Source organism: Acidobacteriota bacterium, assembly GCA_039683095.1.
GTDB lineage: Bacteria > Acidobacteriota > Aminicenantia > Aminicenantales > Saccharicenantaceae > RBG-16-66-30.
Map to the genome: position 1 here is coordinate 24367 of JBDKSB010000011.1, position 17539 is coordinate 41905.

The window sequence follows — 17539 nt, forward strand, 5'->3', positions numbered from 1 at the left end:
CGACCCCCTCCGGTCTCAGGATCTGAAGTGGTCGCGGAAATAGGAGCAGCCGTCGGCGATGGTCCTGTCGGCGTCGATGTAGGCGTGGTCGAACTCGCGCCGGCTCTTGGCGTTGTCATAGTAGGCCGTCCAGCCGCTCAGCCGGCCGTAGGCGGCGGTGATGAGCGGCCTTTTTCCGGTCAGGCGGGCCGCCAGCTCCAGGACGAAGCCGGCCGCCGTGACGAGCGGGCCGGGGATGCGGAACGGATAGGCCTTGCGGCCGCAGGCCCGGCTGATGCGCCGGACGACCTCGGGGTAGGGGAGGTTGGCCCCGACCACGAGATAGCTCTCCCCGTCCCGGCCGCGGCCTTCGAGGGCCTTGACGATGATGGCGACGAGATCGCGGACGTCGACGATGGCCAGGCCGCCGGCGAACGATCCGATCTGCGTGCCGCCGCAGATCATCCCGTAGAGCCGGTTGTGGGGCGTCTCCGGGTTATGGTCGCCCGGGCCCATGATCGAAGCCGGATTGAGGATGACCGCCCGGAGCCCCCGCTCGCGGACGGCCTGCTCGACGATGTCCTGGCCCCGGCGCTTGGACGTCATATAGAGGATGTCCGCCGGCCAGTTGTAGGCCGCCGTCTCGCCGGCCGGCGTCCCGTCCTCGTGGAAACCAACCGCGCCGACGGAGGAGACATGGATGAGCCGCTCGACCCCGGCCGCGAGGCAGGCCTCGACGACCGACCGGACGCCGTCCTCGTTGACCTTCTTCAGCTTCGCCTCGTCGCCCCGCCAGTAGGAGATAAGGCCGGCCATGTGGACGACCCGGTCATGCCCGCGGACGGCGGCCGCGACCGAGGCCGGGTCGGCGATGTCCCCGGGGAAGAGCCGGACGCCCGCGTCCCTCCAGGACGCCGGGACGTTGTCGCCGGGGAGGATGAAGGCGTCGACGGCCCCGGCCCCGCAGCGCCGGATCAGCTCGGGCATGAGGACCGCGCCGACGAAGCCCGTCGCGCCGGTGACCAGGATCCTCACGGCCGGACCTTTTTCCGGCCGAGGAAGATGAAGGTGTCGGTGGCTATCCCCGTCGCCGCGTGGAGGACGAGGGTGTAGAGGAACGATCCGGTGAAGAACGCGACCAGCCCGAAGGCCAGGCCGGCTGCGGCCGCCGCGAAGACCTCCGAATCGGGATGGCCGATGTGGAGGAGCGTCGAAACGAGGGCCTGGACGGCCAGGGCCGGGACGAGCCCGATGACCGGGACAAGGGGCAGGAACAGGACACCGCGGAAAACGGATTCCCAGGGCAGGTAATAAAGGACAAGATACAGGATCTGGTAGCGGACGAAAGCCCCGGCGTCGGCGCAGGCGGCCTTGGCGAACGGGTACATCTTCTTGAGGCCCGGGTCCCTGGAAGCGATGGAGCCGGCCAGCACGGCGAGCGGCAGCCCGGCCGCGACGAGTCCCGCTCCCAGGCCGGCCCGGCCGAAGGTCCAGCCGAACGAGGCCAGCCGCTCCAGCGGCCGGCCGTCGGTCGCGGCGACGATGACGCCGGGAACGGCGAGCATCAGGACGAAGAAGGCCAGGAAGTAGAGGCGCACGGCCGCGAGCTCCTCCCGGCGCTCCTTCAGGCGGCGGAAATGGAGCACGGTCGCGAGCAGGGCCATGGCCGCAAGCAGCTCGAGATAGATCAGGGCCAGGGTCAGGCCGCCCGGCCCGACGGCGCGCTCAAACCAGCCAGCCACAGGCCTTCTCCTTCCGGTACCAGGCGATGATGGCGGCGAACTGCTTCTCGAGATCGTCGTCCGGCGCGTAGCCCAGGTCGGCGATCGTCCGCGAGATGTCGTAGGTCGTCTCGGTCGTGACGCGGCGGATCCGGTAGGGGTTGAGCCCGGCCTTGAGGCCCGGGAAAACCGCCGCGGCGGCGCGAAGGGCGCCGGAGAGCAGCCGGGCCGCGAAGACCGGGACATAGAGCCTCTGTTTTTTGCCCATGCCGGCCTGCAGGGCGTGGAAAAAATCGCCCCAGTTGGGGAGCACGCGGTTCGTCACCGTGTAGGCCCGGCCCTCGATCCCAGGCACGGTCAGGGCCAGTTCGACGGCTCGGCAGAGATTGTCGACGTAGCAGTAGCCGAAGCGCCATTGGCCGCGCCCGGCGACGAGCGGCATGCCCTTTTCACAGCCCCGGAGGAGCCTGGCGCAGGTGATCCGGTCGTTCGGCCCGAACACGTCGCCGGGGCGCAGGATGACCGCGGGGAAGCCGCGGCTCGCCTGCCAGTCCCGGAGCTCGTTCTCCGCCCTGACCTTATGGCGCACATAGGGCACGAACAGCGCCGACCGGCCCGGCCGCTCCTCCGAGATGTCCCGTCCGTCCTGGCCGAGCGTCAGCGCCGTGGAGATGTAGACGAAGCGCCGCAGGGGCGCCCCGGCCGAGCGGAGCCGCCGGACCAGGCCGAGCGTGGCGTCGAAGATGTTCCGGCTGCACTCGTCGTCGCCGGCCGTGTCGGAGACGAGGGCCGCGGCGTGGACGACGTGGGTCGTCCCGGACGGCAGGTCGATCAGGTCGGCCCGGCGGAGATCCCCCCGGACGAGCCGCACGTCGAGGCCCTCGAGGAAGTGGAGATCTGAAGAGGTCCGGACCAGGGCGTCGACCTGCCAGTCCCGCGCGAGGAACCAGCGGCAGAGGTTGGAGCCGACGAAGCCGTTCGCGCCGGTGACGAAGACCCTGTTCACGGCGCTTCTCCCGGGGCCCCGGCCGGCGGCCGGTCCCAGGCCCGCTCGATCGCCGGCGCCACGCCGATGACCAGGAGCCCGGCGGCGATGCCGACGACCGCGTCGGTCAGGTAGTGGAAGCGGAGGTAGACCGTCGAGACGTAAAGCGAGAGGATGACGGGCGCGAGCCACAGGGCGGCGCGCCTGGTGTACTTCCGGGACATGAACCACATGACCGTGGCCACGGCGCAGTGGGGGCTGGGGATGGAGCCGCCCGGCGTGTGCACATCGCTCCGGATCCACTCGCCGATCGCGCCGAAGAGGCGCCCCGTCAGCGGCTCCGTCAGCTGCGTCCGGATCTTGTCCCAATGCATCGGGCTGGCCACCGGGAAGAGGACGAAGCCGATGCTGCAAACGAGGTTGACCAGGCCCAGTTGATACAGGTAATCCTCGTTGGCGTCCTCGCCCCGCTTGAAGAAGATGACGGCCCCGAGGGCCGGATAGATCAGGATGTAGAAAACATAGACGAAGAACATCCATTCGTCGAGGACCGGGGTATAGAGCTTCTGAATGGCCACCAGCGGCTGGACGCCGAACAGGGCCCGCTCCCAGGCGAGAACGCGGTCGTCCTGCCAGGGGAAGAAGAGAAGCTGGACCCGGCACGCGGCGCTGTAAACCTGGAGGAAGGTCAGCTGGACCATCGCCGTCCGGACGAGGAAGCGGAGCCACGGCCGGCGGAGCCGCGGCAGAACGGCCAGCGCGGCCAGGTAGACGCCGATCCAGGCCAGACCGCCGGCGATGGCCGCGGCCGGCCGTTCGAGGCGGCCGCCGAAGACGGCGCCCAGCAGCGTGAAGGCGAGGAACCCGCCGAGGGCGACGATATCGGTCAGCCCGAGCGCCAGGCCGGCCAGGCGGACGCGTCTCGCGGTCATCGTCCGCCGGCCCCCTGTCCGGGAGCCGCCGCCGGGCTGGCCGGACGTCCGGCCCGGGAGGCCTCGACTGTCCGGCGGACCGCGTCGCGCATGGGGAAACGGGGCAGGAAGCCCAGCTCCCGGACGATCTTCGACCCGTCGTAGATCCAGAAGTACTCCCGGCCGGACCTGACGATCTCCCGGGTCAGGGCGGGCGGCCGTCTCGTCAGCCGGGCGGCGGACTCGGCCAGGGCCGCGGCGGCGATCTGGGCCCGGTAGGGGACGCGGAGCCTGAGCCGCCCCAGGCCGAGCTCCTCGGCCAGCGCCGCCGTGATCTCGGGCCAGGCATAGGCCCGGCCGTCGGTGACATAGTAGGTTTGTCCGGCGGCGCGGGCGTCGGTGGCCGCCAGGATGAGCGCCTCGACGAGGTCGTCGACGTCGATGAGGCTCGTCCGCGGCCGGTCGTCGCCGAGGACGGGCACGATCCTCCTGCGCAAGAGCCCGATGGCCTGTTCCAGCTCTTTCGAGCCCGGCCCGATCACGTTCGGCGGCCGTATGATCGTCGCCGGGAGCCGGCCGGCCGCGCCGAGGACGATGCGCTCGGCCTCGAGCTTGCTGCGGCCGTAGGCCGAGACGGGCCGGGGTTCGTCGGCCTCGGTCGCCGGACGGTCCGGGCCGCTCGGCCCGCCGGCGGCGATGCTGGAGACGAGCACGAAGCGGGCCAGGCGCGGGGCCGAGCGGAGGCAGGCTTCGACGAGATGGCGGGTCCCCCGGGCGTTGCCCGCCTCGAACTCCCGGTCGTCGACCGCCTGGACGACGCCCGCCAGGTGGAAAACGACATCCCGCCCCGCGACCGCCGCGTCGAGGGAGCCCGGATCGCGGAGATCGCCGACCGCGAGCTTGACAGGCAGGCGGGCCAGAGCGCCGGTCCGGCTCGTCCGGCGGACGAGGCCGACGACATCGTGGCCCCGCCTGGCGAGCTCGGCCGCCAAACGGCCCCCGATGAAGCCGCTGGACCCCGTGACCAAAGCTTTCATCACGCTAGCCCTGTCTTTTTCCCTGGGATTTCTTCGGACGTTCGATTCTAGCAAAATCCCCCGGGGGAATCCAGGGAAGCCGGCCCTTCCGCCGGCGCCGCCCGCCCCGGCCGGCGGCTTGTTGACATTCGCTTTTGTCCGGTGATAGGCTAATCGACAGAATACGGCGGATAGGGGTTCGCCCGGTGATGCGCGTGACGGCGCCATATCGTCGATCATGGGGGATAGCCCTGCCTGCTGGATTCAATCCAATTGGAGGTAGGGAATGAGTCCCAAGAACAAGTTCGTGCCGTGGAGTCTGGTTCTCTGTCTCCTTCTTGGCGCCGCCTCTCTCGCGGCCCAGGAACGGGGGTCCGTCCGGGGCGTCGTCAAGGCTCCAGCGGGCGGCGCGCTGGAGGGCGCCAAGGTGTCGATCACGGGCTCCTTCCTCCCGCAGGGCCGGGAATTCCTGACCAGCAGGGATGGCGTCTTCCTGTTCCAGGCGGTGCCGCCCGGCAAGTACACGCTTCTGGTCACCCATCCGGAGATGATGGATTACGCCGCCGAGGTCCTGGTCAACGTCGACCGCCAGACCACGGTCAACGTCACCATGTCCGAGGTCGGCCGCGTCTCCGAAGAGGTGACGGTCCAGGCCATCTCGCCCGTCGTCGACCTGAAGTCGACGGAGATTTCGGCCAGCTGGCAGAAGGACCTGGTCGAGAAGCTGCCCATGGGCCGGTCCTACTCCTCGCTCTTCCAGCTGGCCCCCGGCGTCGCCGACAACCGCGATTTCGCCCCGAACGCCGGCGGCAACAAGCAGGACAACGTCTACCTCTACGACGGCTCGAACATCACCAACCCGCTCTTTGGCTACCTGGGCGCCAATTTCTCGGAGATGGACGTCCAGGAGGTCAATATCAAGAGAGGCGGCATCAGCGCCGAGTTCGGCCGGGCCGCCGGGATGGTGACCAACGCCATCACCAAGTCGGGGTCCAATTCCTTCGCCGGCTCGCTCCGGTTCATCTTCGAGCCGTCGGGCTTCACCTGGGGCTCCAAGGACCCGACCCTGGTCACGAAGTACAACCAGAGCTCCCCGTCGTTCGGCCTCGGCGGGCCCATCATCAAGGACCGCGTCTTCTTCTACGCGTCCGGGAACCTGCCCTATTCCAAGACGACGGGCCGGATCAACAACATCGGGGCCGTCCCCGACGCCAAGTCGACCTCGTCGGAGTTCTTCGGCAAGATTACGGCCAATCCCTTCAAGGCCCACCTCTTATCCGTGAGCTTCCGCAACAACGACTACACGGACAAGAACGCCGGGATCGGCGTCAACGACGCGCCGAGCGCGGCCATGAACGGCAACGGCGTGTCGCGGATCATCTACGGGTCCTGGGTCTGGACGATCTCGCAATCGACCCTCCTCGAGGCCCGCTACGATCACGTCAACGAGAACTATGCCAGCGTGCCCATCACCGACCTGGGCTATCAGCCGGCCTTCGACATCAACAACCTGCCGGCCATGGGCTACTTCCGCACGGCCTCCGGCTATATCTTCCCGCCGGCGACGCTCAGCGGCCAGTACGTCGGCGGGTATTCCGAGTTCAACACCCAGAACTTCTTCCGCGACGAGGCCCGCCTCGTCCTCAGCCAGTACCTGGATTTCCGCGGCCATTCCCATGTCATCAAGGTCGGCGCCTCCTACGACGACGGCGGCGAGCACCTCGAGCGGCTGGGCAACGGCTGGGGCTCGATCACCACCACCACGTACAGCGGCACCCCGGCCTTCCGCGCCCGGACCTACACCCGGCAGGACCCGCAGGACTCCCGCGGCCGGACCTATTCGATCTTCGCCCAGGACAACGTGACCATCGCCGAGCGGCTGACCCTGACCCTGGGCGTCCTGCTCAACCGGGACGAGTTCAGCGCCAAGACCGCCGGCGAGAAGAACACCTTCCTCAAGTTCGATTTCGGCAAGGAGATCCAGCCCCGGCTGGGCTTCACCTTCACGCTCTTCCCCAAGGTGGGGGACAAGATCTACGCCAACTGGGGCCGTTACAACAACATGGACAACCGCAGCCTGGCCCGCGCGGCGGCCCCTATCCGGATCTACCGGACCGACTTCTACTTCAGCCGGGCCGACGGTACGCTGCTGGCCACGGTCATCCAGGCCGGCGAGACCGGCAAGGTCATCCTGCCCCAGGCGAGCGTCACGCCGGAGAGCTCGAACTATCTCAAGCCGACCTATACGGACGAATTCGTCGCCGGGTACAGCCGGCCGATCGCCCGCAACTGGACCGTCGAGGTCTGGGGCCAGTACCGGAACGTCAAGCACGTCATCGAGGACTTCCCGACCGTCGCCCGCGATACCTCCCCGGGGACCTATGTCTACGGCAACCTCGACGGCCAGACGATGTCCTTTGCCGGCAATCCTTCGTTCACGGTCGGCAAGGCCAAGCGGGTCTACGAGGCCGCGAACATCGAGGTCAAGAAACAGTATTCCGACGACTGGTCCCTCACCGTGATGTACACCTGGAGCAAGCTCTTCGGGAACTGGGACCTCGACTACGCGGCCGGCACGTCCCTGTTCTACTCCTCCTCCTACATCGAGGACGCTCCCGGGCTTTACATCGGCGACCCAGGCGACCCGAACAACCTGCGGGAAGGCATCATGACCGGCAGCCGCGCCCACGTCCTGAAGGTCTTCGGCACCTGGCAGTTCTTCAAGAACGCCACCCTGGGCTGGTTCGGCCGCCTCCAGAGCGGCCGGCCCTGGGAAGCCCGCATCCAGGATTATTACGGCAACTACTACAACTACGCCGAAAAGGCCGGTTCGAGGACGCTCAAGACCTGGATCAACCTGGACCTCCAGCTCTCCTACGTCATCCCCCTCGGCCACAGGATCACCGGCACGCTAGAGGCCCGCATGATGAACATCTTCGATACCCAGACGGTCCTGAACATCGACGTCCGCTCCGACCAGCCGACGTTCACGAATCCGACCTCGTACGCGCCGCCCCGGAAGTTCGCGCTGTCTTTCTACCTCAACTTCTAGCCGGGCCTGTTCGAAGCTTTTTCGAGGGGGGACGGCCGCCGGCCGCCCCCCCCCTTTTTTCTTCCGCGGGGGGAGATCGGCCTTTCGTCCGGCCGGCATCGTTACGGTTGACGCGCCGGGTCCGTTCTGGGATAATCGCACTCTTATGAAACAGGCTGTGGCCCTCGCGCTCGCGGCTCTCTTCATCGCCGGCCTGATCCATTTCTACTACGCCGAGGATCACTGCCCCGTCCATTGCCCGTCCCGGGGCGGGCAATTCGGCCATGTCCATCCCCATCATCTCGGCGGGTCGGTCTGCCTCTGTTTCTGGTCCTCGCTCATGGGACCGGAGGCGGACGACGCCCCGCCGCTCGACGCCTTCCTGACGTTCCTAGTTCTGCCCTCCGCCGACGATGTCCTCGGCCGGGCGGCCGCCGACATCACTCCGCCTCCCCGATCCCTCTTCGTCTGAGCACCGTCCCGGTCGCGTCCCGACGTCCCAGACAAGGAGGATCGCTATGCCGGTCAGAAGACCGTTCGTCCTGATCTTGATCGCCGCCGCGGCGGCCCTGGCCCTCGCGCCGCCGCTTTCCGCCCAAGGGGAAGGTTTGACCCTTGAGAAGGCGGTGGAGACCGCCCTGGCCCGGAACCCCGATGTCCTGGCCGCCCAGGCCTGGGTCGATGCCGCCCGAGGCCGGACGCTCCAACTCCGGGCCCGTCCCGAGCCGGAAGTGACCGCCAGCGTCGAGGGGGTGCCCATCCCCGGGTTGAAGAAGGGAGGCGACGAGGCCGAGATCCACCTCGGCCTCGAACAGGCCTTCGAGTACCCGGGGAAACGCCGCCTGCGGTCCGAGATCGGCCGCCGGGGGGAAGACGTCGCCCGGGCCGAGCTCGACCGGGTCCGGCTCCTGCTTGGGGCCAGGGTCAAGAGGGCCTACTGGGCCGCTGTCTTCGCCGGGAGCGCCGCCGCGGCCCTGGAGCGCTCCTCGGCCCGGCTCGACGCCCTGATCGAGGACCTCCAGGCCAAGTACCGTACCGGCGCGGCTGCCTACGCCGACCTCCTGCGGGCCCGGGCGGAGAAGGCCCGGCTGAAGAACCAGATCCTCGACCAGGCCAGGGAGAAGCGCGCGGCCGAGCTGGCCCTCGACGAGCTTCTCGGCCGCCCGGCGGAAGAGCCGCTGACGCTGGCCACGCCCCTGTCCTTCGCTCCGCTTCGGGCCGAGGCCGCGGCCCTCGTCGAGCGGGCCCGGACGAGCCTTCCGTCCTTCCGCATCGCGGCGCTCCGGGCGGCGCAGGCGGACTCGGCCGTCAAGCTGGCCGGGCTCGGCCGCCGGCCCGACCTCCTGGCCGGCTTCCTCCTGCCGAGCATACGGCCCAATGGCTGGGGCGTCTCGTTGGGGCTGACCCTGCCTTTCCTGCGCCCCGGCCGGGCCAAGGGGCAGGTCCTGGAGGCGACCGCGGAGGCCGAGGCCGGCCGATGGGCCGCCGCGGCCCTCGACCGGCGGGTCCGCACAGCCGTAGAAAGCGCCTACGCCGCCGCCAAGTCGGCCGAAGAGCAGGTCCTGGTCTATGAAAAGAGCCTGCTCAAGGAGCTCGAGGACGAGCTGGCGATCGAGATCGAATACTTCCGCTATGGCAAGACCGAAGCTCTCGGGCTCCTCGACCTGCACCGGACCTTCGTCCTGGCCCAGGTCGAGCATCTGCGCGCCCTGTTCCTCTACAACCTCGCCCTGGCCGACCTCGAGGCGGCCGGCGAATCCGCCGACTGATGGAGAAACCCATGAAGACACCGTCCCGATACATCGTCCTGGCCGCTCTCGCGGCGCTCGCGGTCCTGGCCGGATGCCGGTCCGGACGCCCGGCCGACCCCGCCGCGGCGCCGGCCGAAACCGCGGCTCCCGATGCCGCCCCGGCCTCCGTGACGCTGACGGCCGAGGCCGTGACCGCGGCCGACCTCAAGACCGTGAGCGCCGTCGCGCGCCTCGTCGAGCGGCGGATCGCGGCCGCTGGCGAGCTCGAGTGGAACCCCCGACGCGTGGTCCATCTCACGGCCAGGACGCCGGGCCGGCTCGAGCGCGTGCTGGCCGTCCGCGGCGACCGGGTCCGCGATGGCCAGCTCCTGGCCGAGATCTACAGCCCCGATTTTCTGACCCTTCAGGCGGAGTTCCTGCAGGCCGCCGCCAGGGCCAGGCGCCAGGCCGGAGACCCCGCGGAGGCGGCCGCGGCTCTCGCCGTCCTGAACGGCGCCCGCGAGCGGCTGGCTCTTCTTGGCCTGGCGGCCTCGGAGATCGAGGCCCTCGCGGCCGCGGGCGAGCCGCGGCCGCTGCTGGCCGTCCGCGCCCCGCTCTCCGGGACGGTGACCGAGAGCGGCGCGGTCGCCGGCGACGCCGTCGAGCTCGGCGCGAGCCTGTTCCGGCTGGCCGACCCGTCGGTCCTCTGGGCCTGCCTGCACATCCAGGAGAAGGACCTCGGCGCGCTGAAGGCCGGGGCCGAAGTCGTCCTGAAGACCCAGGCCTATCCGGGCGAGGAGTTCCGCGGCCGGCTGGCCCTCGTCGGCGACGTCGTCGAGGCCGGGACCAGGACGGTCGAAGGCCGGGTCGAGGTCGCCAATCCCGCCGGCCGGCTGAAGGCGGGCATGTACGTCGAATCGTCGACGCCGGCGGGAGGCGAGCGGCGGGCGCTGGTCGTGCCCGAGGAGTGCGTCCAGGACGACGAGGGACGGTCCATCGTCTTCGTCAAGACGGGGGAGAGGACCTTCACCCGGCGCCCCGTCGAGACCGGCGAGCGTTTTGCCGGCCTGGTCGAGATCGCGAAGGGGCTGGCGGACGGCGAATCCGTGGTCGCGTCCGGCAGCTTCCTCCTGAAATCCGAGCTCCACAAGGGCGCCCTGGGGGAGGATTAGCATGGGTTTCGTCGACCGGATCGTCGAATCGTCTCTCAAGAAGCGGGCCCTGGTCGTGTTCGGGGTCCTGGTCCTCGTGGGACTCGGCGTCTGGGCCATCCTGCGCATCCCCATCGACGCTTTCCCGGACGTGACCAACATCCAGGTGGAGGTCCTGTCCACGGCGCCGGGGATGTCGCCGCCCGAAGTCGAGCGCTTCGTCACCTTCCCGGTCGAGATGGCCATGCGCGGCCTGCCCCGGCTCGAGCAGGTCCGCTCCGTGTCCAAGGCCGGCCTTTCGGTGGTGACGCTCATCTTCGAGGACGGGGTCGACGTCTATTTTGCCCGGGACCGAGTCCTCGAGCGGCTGATCGAGGCCCGGGAGCGCGTCCCCGCCGGCACCGAGATCGCCATGGGGCCGGTCTCGACGGCCATGGGCGAGATCTACCAGTACACGCTGGCGGGCGCGCCGCCGCCCGGGATGAGCCAGGTCGAGTACCTGACCCAGGTCCGGACGGTCCAGGACTGGGTCCTGTCGCCGCTCATCAAGTCCATCCCCGGCGTCAACGAGATCAACTCTTTCGGCGGCTACATCCGGCAATTCCACGTCACCGTGGACCCGGACAGGCTCCTGGCCTACGACCTGACGCTGGGCGACGTCGGCGAAGCCCTGCGCCGGAACAATCTCAACGTCGGCGGCAACATCCTCGAACGGGGCGAACAGCAGTACCTCGTCCGGGGCATCGGCCTCGTCCAGTCCGTCGACGACATCGCCAGCGTGGCCCTGAAGACGGAGCGGGGGACCCCCGTCCTCGTCCGCGACGTCGCCGAGGTCAGGGCCGGCCAGGCCGTCCGCCAGGGCGGGGCCATCAAGGACGGCCGCGGCGAGGTCGTCGGCGGCGTGGCCATGATGCTCCGCGGCGCCAACGGCCGCGAGGTCGTCCGGGCCATCCAGGGCCGGGTGGCCGAGATCAACGGCTCCGGCGTCCTGCCGCTGGGCCTGCGGATCGAGCCCTATTATCAGAGGTCGGACATCATCCACCGGGCCATCGGCACGGTCACCGAGGCCCTGCTCATCGGCTGCGTCCTCGTCGTCCTCATCCTCCTCGCCTTCCTGCGCAGCTTCCGCGGGGCCTTCATCGTCGTCCTGGCCCTGCCGCTCTCGATCCTGTTCACCTTCGTCATGATGCGCGTCTTCGGGCTCTCGGCCAACCTCATGTCGCTCGGCGGCCTGGCCATCTCCCTGGGCATGATCATCGACGCGACCATCATCCAGGTGGAGAACGTCCAGAGGCACCTCTCGGAGAAAGGGGCGGAGGGGCGCCGCTTCCCGACCGTGCTCAAGGCCATCCTCGAGGTCCGCAAGCCGTCGATCTACGGCGAGCTCATCATCGCCCTGACCTTCATCCCGATCCTGGCCCTCCAGGGGATGGAAGGCAAGATGTTCATGCCCCTGGCCTTCACCCACATCATCGCCCTGTTCGCCTCGCTGATCCTTTCGCTCGTGGCCATCCCGGCCTTCTGTTCCATGGTCCTGAAGCCCCAGGGCGACAAAAAGAGCTTCCTCGTCGAGGGGGCCAAAAAGGCCTACCTGCCGGTCCTGAGGTGGAGCCTTCGGCGCAAGGCCATCGTAATCGCGGCCGCGGTCGCGCTCCTGGCCGGGACGGCCGCCCTCATCCCCCGACTCGGCACCGAGTTCATGCCCATCATGGACGAAGGCGCCCTGGACACGGACGTCCAGTTCCTGCCCGGCATCTCCCTGGCCGAGTCCCTGGAGATGAGCCGCAAGGTCGAGGCCCGGCTGATGGAGTTCCCGGAGCTGGTGACGATCATCGGCAAGACCGGTCAGACGGGGGTCGCCCTGGAGGCCCGGGGCGTGGAGAAGACCGGCTACGTCGGCGTGCTCAAGCCGCGGCGCGAATGGACCTCGGCCAGGACGCGGGAAGAGCTGACCGACAAGATGCGGGCGGCCATGGAGGAGTTCCCGGGCATGGCCTTCTCCTTCAGCCAGCCCATCTCCTGCCGCATCGACGAGCTCGTCGCCGGGACCCGGGCCCAGCTCATCATCAAGCTCTTCGGCGAGGACCTCGGCGTCCTCAAGGCCAAGGCCGACGCGATCGCCGCGGTCCTCGGCCGGATCGAGGGGGCCGAGGACATCAACGTCGAGCGCGTGGCCGGGCAGCCGTACATCACCGTGCGGCCCGACCGGGCCCGCATCGCCCGGCTCGGCCTCAACGTCGAGGACGTCCAGGCGGTCGTCGAGGCGGCGGTCGGCGGCAAGACCGTGACCCAGGTCTATGAAGGGGACCGCTACTTCGATCTGCAGATCCGCTACCCCGAGGCGCGAAGGAACTCCGTCGAGACGATCGGGGCCATCCTCGTCCGGACGCCGGGCGGGGCCCGGGTGCCCCTGAGCCAGACGGCCGACATCGCCGTGCTCGAGGGCCCCAGCCAGATCAGCCGCGAGTCCGGCCAGCGCCGCATCGGCATCGAATGCAACATCAGCGGCCGCGACCTGGGCGGCTTCGTGGCCGAGGCCCGGCGGGCGATCGGCCGCGAGGTCGGCCTGCCGGCCGGATACTTCCTGACCTGGGGCGGTCAGTTCGAGAACCAGCAGCGGGCCATGCAGCGGCTGGCCTTCATCCTGCCGGCCACGATCGGGCTCATCATCCTGCTGCTCTTCCTGACGTTCGGCTCGCTGCGGCTGTCGCTGCTGGTCCTGCTCGACCTGCCCTTCGCCCTGATCGGCGGCGTGCTGGCGCTCTGGCTCTCCGGGCTCTACCTGTCCGTGCCGGCCTCGGTCGGCTTCATCGCCCTGTTCGGCATCGCCGTCCTCAACGGCATCGTCCTGCTCTCCTACATCACCCAGCTCGAGGAGGAGGGGATGGCGACGGGGCCGGCCATCGTCCAGGGCTGCCTCAACCGGTTGCGGCCGGTCCTGATGACGGCGACCATCACCGTACTCAGCCTGGTGCCGCTGCTCTTCGCCCAGGGCCCGGGATCGGAGATCCAGCGCCCGCTGGCCGTGGTCGTGGTCGGCGGCCTGATCTCCTCGACCGCCCTGACGCTCCTGGTGCTGCCGGTGCTGTACAGCTGGATCGGGCGCGCCAAGCGTCCGGCCGGCGATTAAGGAAGAGGGGTCAAACCCACGGCGGGGAGCGAAGTCATCGGAGCGGACCTGCAGAATCGGGCTGGACGCCCGAAGACCGATTCCGCGAGATATCTGAGGCGAGGGTTTGACCCCTTCTTTATTCCTGTGGTATAAGTTCGCCCTCATGAAAAGCCCCCTGTTAGCCACCAAGTCGATCGAGCAGCTGACCCAGGAGGCCGCCTCCGAAACCTCCGGGCTCAAACGTGTCCTCGGCCCCTGGCATCTCATCTTCCTCGGCGTCGGGGCCATTGTCGGCGCCGGGATCTTCGTCATCACCGGCCACGCCGCCGCCCAATACGCCGGGCCGGCCGTCACGCTCTCGTTCATGCTGGCCGGCTTGACCTGCGCCTTCGCCGGCCTGTGCTACGCCGAGTTCGCCTCCCTCATCCCGATCGCCGGCAGCGCCTACACCTATGCCTACTCGACCCTGGGCGAGATCTTCGCCTGGATCATCGGCTGGGACCTCATCCTGGAGTATTCGCTGGGCGCCACCACCGTGGCCATCGGCTGGTCAGGCTACGTCGTCAGCTTCCTCAAGGGCATCGGCGTCGACTTCCCGGCTTTCCTGGCCGAGGCGCCGTTCGCCTTCGACCCGCGGACCGGCGCCTGGACCAGGACGGGAGCCCTGATGAACCTGCCGGCCCTCCTCGTCATCGCCCTGATCACGCTCATCCTCGTCCGGGGCATCAAGGAATCGGCCACGGTCAATTCCATCATCGTCTTCCTCAAGATCGCCATCATCCTCGTCTTCATCGGGGCGGGCATCTTCTTCATCAAGCCCTCCCTGTGGAAGCCGTTCATCCCGCCGAACCAGGGTCAGTTCGGCTTCTTCGGGCTGAGCGGCATCCTGCGCGGCGCCGGGGTCATGTTCTTCGCCTACCTCGGCTTCGACGCCGTCTCGACGGCCGCCCAGGAAGCCAAGAACCCGAAGCGGGACATGCCCGTCGGCATCCTGGGCTCGCTGGTCGCCTGCACGCTCATCTACATCGTCTTCTCCCTGGTCCTGACCGGCGTCGTGCCCTACACCCAGCTCAACGTCCCGGCCCCGGTGGCCGTGGCCATCGACGCCATGAAGCTGTTCTGGCTGTCGCCGCTGGTCAAGATCGCGGCCATCGTCGGCCTGATGTCGGTGATGATGGTCCAGCTGATGGGCCAGCCCCGGATCTTCTTCACCATGGCCAAGGACGGCCTCCTGCCGCCCGCGGCGGCCAAGATCCACCCGAAGTACGGCACGCCGCACGTCACGACGATCGCCACCGGCCTGGTCGTCGCCGTGGCCGCCTCGCTCCTGCCCATGGGCATAGTGGGCGAGCTGGTCAGCATCGGCACGCTCTTCGCCTTCGTCATCGTCTGCGGCGGCGTCCTCGTCCTCCGCTACACCCGTCCCGACATCCCCCGGCCGTTCAAGACCCCGTTCGTTCCCTTCGTCCCGATCATGGGCATCCTGTGCTGCATCTACCTGATGTCCGGCCTGCCCGCGGGCACCTGGATCCGCCTCCTGGCCTGGATGGCGATCGGGCTGGTCATCTATTTCACCTACGGCATCCGCCGGAGCAAGCTCAGGAACAAGCCATGAACGAGCCAGTCACGCCGTCCGCCCCCGCCTCCGCGACCGGCGCGCACGTCTTCAAGCGCGAGATGTCCCTTTTCGACGCGATGATGATCGTCATCGGGGCGATGATCGGCTCCGGCATCTTCATCGTCAGCGCCGACATCGCCCGCACGGTCGGGTCGCCCGGCCTGCTGATCCTGGTCTGGGTGATCACGGGCCTGGTCACGGTCATCGGGGCCCTGAGCTACGGCGAGCTGGCCGGTATGATGCCTCACGCCGGCGGCCTGTACGTCTACCTCCGCGAGGCCTACAGCCCGCTCATCGGCTTCCTCTACGGCTGGACGACCTTCCTGGTCATCCAGACCGGTACCATCGCCGCGGTCGGGGTCGCCTTCGCCAAGTTCACAGGCCTCCTCGTCCCCTGGTTCAGCGAGAAGCACATCCTGGCGACGGTCCTGGGCCTCCGGATCTCGGCGGCCCAGGTCCTGGCCATCGCCAGCATCGTCGTCCTGACCTGGCTCAACATGCGGGGCGTCCGGACGGGCAAGACCATCCAGGGCGTCTTCACCGTGACCAAGACCGCGGCCCTGGCCGGGCTCATCCTGCTCGGCTTCTTCGTCGGGGCCAACGCCGCGGCCATCAAGGCCAATTTCGGCGCCTTCTGGAAGGCCAGCTGGACCCACATGGCCGGGGGCCAGATCGCGTCCGTCGAGCCGCTCACTGGCCTGATGCTCCTGGCCGCCATCGGCGCGGCCATGGTCGGTTCGCTCTTCGCCTCCGATGCCTGGTACACGGTCACCTACATCGCCGGCGAGGTCAAGAACCCCAAGCGCAACATCCCCCTGAGCCTGGTCCTCGGGGCCGGGACCGTCGTCCTGCTCTACGTCCTGGCCAACATCGCCTACGTCCTCATCCTGCCCGTCCACGGCAGCCCGGACGCGGCCGGCGTCATGGGCCGGGGCATCCAGTTCGCGTCGTTCGACCGGGTGGGAACGGCGACCGCCGAGATGATCTTCGGCCCGGCCGCGGCCGTCATCATGGCCGTGCTGATCATGATCGCCACGTTCGGCTGCAACAACGGCCTGATCCTGTCCGGCGCGCGCGTTTACTACGCCATGGCCCGGGACGGCCTGTTCTTCACCGCGACCGGCCGGCTGAACCGCAAGGCCGTCCCCGGAACGGCCCTGGTCGTGCAGTGCGTCTGGGCCTCGCTCCTGTGCCTGAGCGGGACCTACAGCGACCTCCTGGACTACGTCGTCTTCGCGGTGCTGATCTTCTTCGTCCTGGTCGTCTCGGGCATCTTCATCCTGCGGAAGAAGCGGCCCGAGTGGGAGCGCCCGTACAAGGCCTGGGGCTATCCCGTCGTGCCCGCCCTATACGTCCTCCTGTCGGCGGCCATCGCCGTCGACCTGCTCATCTTCAAGAGCAAGTACACCCTCCCCGGGCTGCTGATCGTCCTGCTGGGCATCCCCGTCTATCTTGTGCGCCAGCGGTTCGCCAAGCCGGCGGCGGCCGCGGCCGACGAGACCTCGACGGATTAGGCGCGAGCCCGGATCCCGGCTCGACTGAGGCGTTTCCCGGGAACGACGCTCCGGGCCGCCCCGCCTCACTTCCGATCGTCGCTTCGAGGGCTTCGCTCCCTGTCGGCGGCCAGCACTCCGGCGATCATGAATTCCTTCGGGGAGAACTCCTGGACCCAGACCCGGATCGAATCGAGGGGGGCGCCGATCGAGCCGTGAACAGCCGCGGTCACCGCCGTGAGCAGGGCCTTCTTCTGGTCGTCCGTGCGGCCTTCGAGCAGGTGAATCTCAACGAGGGGCATGGCAGTCTCCTTTCGCGCCCATTTTAGCAGGACGGCGGAGGGGAGCAACCGTTCCGCGCCCGCCGCGGGCGGCCCGGTTGGTTTGACTTTGCGGGGGGCTCCTGATATACAAGTCCTGAAATGGCGATACCCCTGGTGATAAAAACGCGCGAAGTCTCGAGCATCGTCGTCTTCGACATCGAAGGCGAGATCGCCCGTCAGGACACTCCCCAGGTCACGCTGTCCAGCCTGGTCCAGGGAGAGCTCGACCGGGGCCGCCGCAACGTCCTGTTCGATCTCTCCGGCGTGGGTTTCATCGACAGCTTCGGCGTCGGCGAGATCCTGGCCAGCTATAAATCGATCCAGAACCTGGGGGGGCAGCTCAAGCTCTGCCGCATCTCGCCCAAGCTCCTCCTGATCTTCAAGATCACCGGCCTCGACCGGGTCCTCGACATCCGGGAAGATTGCGGCCGGGCCCTGGAGAGCTTCGAACGGCCCTGAACTTCGGGGC

At 68.6% G+C, this 17539-nt stretch carries 14 protein-coding genes; 8 read left to right on the forward strand and 6 right to left on the reverse strand.

The features are described from left to right. Positions 1-15: 15 nt before the first annotated feature. The 5 genes from ABFD52_06940 to ABFD52_06960 are packed head-to-tail and all read right to left on the reverse strand — an operon-like array spanning position 16 to position 4633. Positions 16-1014: an NAD-dependent epimerase/dehydratase family protein gene (locus ABFD52_06940; protein MEN6560491.1), complete on the reverse strand. Its 999-nt coding sequence runs from the start codon at positions 1012-1014 to the stop codon at positions 16-18. Further along, positions 1011-1721, reverse strand: coding sequence for a CPBP family glutamic-type intramembrane protease (locus tag ABFD52_06945; protein ID MEN6560492.1), 711 nt, complete (start codon positions 1719-1721; stop codon positions 1011-1013). The genes ABFD52_06940 and ABFD52_06945 overlap by 4 nt, the downstream gene beginning before the upstream one ends. Continuing rightward, positions 1705-2706, reverse strand: a complete 1002-nt coding sequence (locus tag ABFD52_06950; GenBank protein MEN6560493.1) for an NAD-dependent epimerase/dehydratase family protein — start codon at positions 2704-2706, stop codon at positions 1705-1707. The genes ABFD52_06945 and ABFD52_06950 overlap by 17 nt, the downstream gene beginning before the upstream one ends. Next, positions 2703-3617, reverse strand: coding sequence for a phosphatase PAP2 family protein (locus ABFD52_06955; GenBank protein MEN6560494.1), 915 nt, complete (start codon positions 3615-3617; stop codon positions 2703-2705). Before ABFD52_06955 ends, ABFD52_06950 begins: the two co-directional genes overlap by 4 nt. Further along, positions 3614-4633 carry an NAD-dependent epimerase/dehydratase family protein gene (locus ABFD52_06960; GenBank protein ID MEN6560495.1) on the reverse strand — a complete coding sequence of 340 codons (1020 nt, stop codon included), beginning with the start codon at positions 4631-4633 and terminating at the stop codon, positions 3614-3616. Before ABFD52_06960 ends, ABFD52_06955 begins: the two co-directional genes overlap by 4 nt. 265 nt (positions 4634-4898) lie before the next feature. Here ABFD52_06960 and ABFD52_06965 point away from each other — a divergent pair, with 265 nt between their 5' ends. From ABFD52_06965 to ABFD52_06995, 7 genes are all read left to right on the forward strand, one after another. Then, positions 4899-7664 carry a TonB-dependent receptor gene (locus ABFD52_06965; GenBank protein ID MEN6560496.1) on the forward strand — a complete coding sequence of 922 codons (2766 nt, stop codon included), beginning with the start codon at positions 4899-4901 and terminating at the stop codon, positions 7662-7664. A gap of 145 nt (positions 7665-7809) precedes the next feature. After that, positions 7810-8115, forward strand: coding sequence for a hypothetical protein (locus ABFD52_06970; protein ID MEN6560497.1), 306 nt, complete (start codon positions 7810-7812; stop codon positions 8113-8115). Positions 8116-8161: 46 nt separating this feature from the next. Then, positions 8162-9412, forward strand: a complete 1251-nt coding sequence (locus ABFD52_06975; GenBank protein MEN6560498.1) for a TolC family protein — start codon at positions 8162-8164, stop codon at positions 9410-9412. An 11-nt stretch (positions 9413-9423) separates the two neighbouring features. Further along, the gene (locus ABFD52_06980) at positions 9424-10545 is read left to right on the forward strand and encodes an efflux RND transporter periplasmic adaptor subunit (GenBank protein ID MEN6560499.1); all 1122 of its coding nucleotides are present in this window, start codon (positions 9424-9426) and stop codon (positions 10543-10545) included. A gap of 1 nt (position 10546) precedes the next feature. Then, positions 10547-13654: a CusA/CzcA family heavy metal efflux RND transporter gene (locus ABFD52_06985; protein MEN6560500.1), complete on the forward strand. Its 3108-nt coding sequence runs from the start codon at positions 10547-10549 to the stop codon at positions 13652-13654. A gap of 145 nt (positions 13655-13799) precedes the next feature. Then, entirely contained in the window at positions 13800-15251 is a 1452-nt protein-coding gene (locus tag ABFD52_06990) for an amino acid permease (protein ID MEN6560501.1), read from the forward strand. Further along, positions 15248-16768: an amino acid permease gene (locus ABFD52_06995; GenBank protein MEN6560502.1), complete on the forward strand. Its 1521-nt coding sequence runs from the start codon at positions 15248-15250 to the stop codon at positions 16766-16768. The genes ABFD52_06990 and ABFD52_06995 overlap by 4 nt, the downstream gene beginning before the upstream one ends. A 65-nt stretch (positions 16769-16833) precedes the next feature. Here the strand turns inward: ABFD52_06995 and ABFD52_07000 are convergent, their stop codons facing one another. Continuing rightward, positions 16834-17049 (reverse strand): 2-hydroxymuconate tautomerase, encoded by a 216-nt coding sequence (locus ABFD52_07000; protein ID MEN6560503.1) that lies wholly within the window; start codon positions 17047-17049, stop codon positions 16834-16836. A gap of 120 nt (positions 17050-17169) precedes the next feature. On the opposite strand from ABFD52_07000, the gene ABFD52_07005 reads away from it, so the two are divergent. Next, positions 17170-17529: an STAS domain-containing protein gene (locus ABFD52_07005; protein ID MEN6560504.1), complete on the forward strand. Its 360-nt coding sequence runs from the start codon at positions 17170-17172 to the stop codon at positions 17527-17529. The last annotated feature ends 10 nt before the right edge of the window (positions 17530-17539 follow it).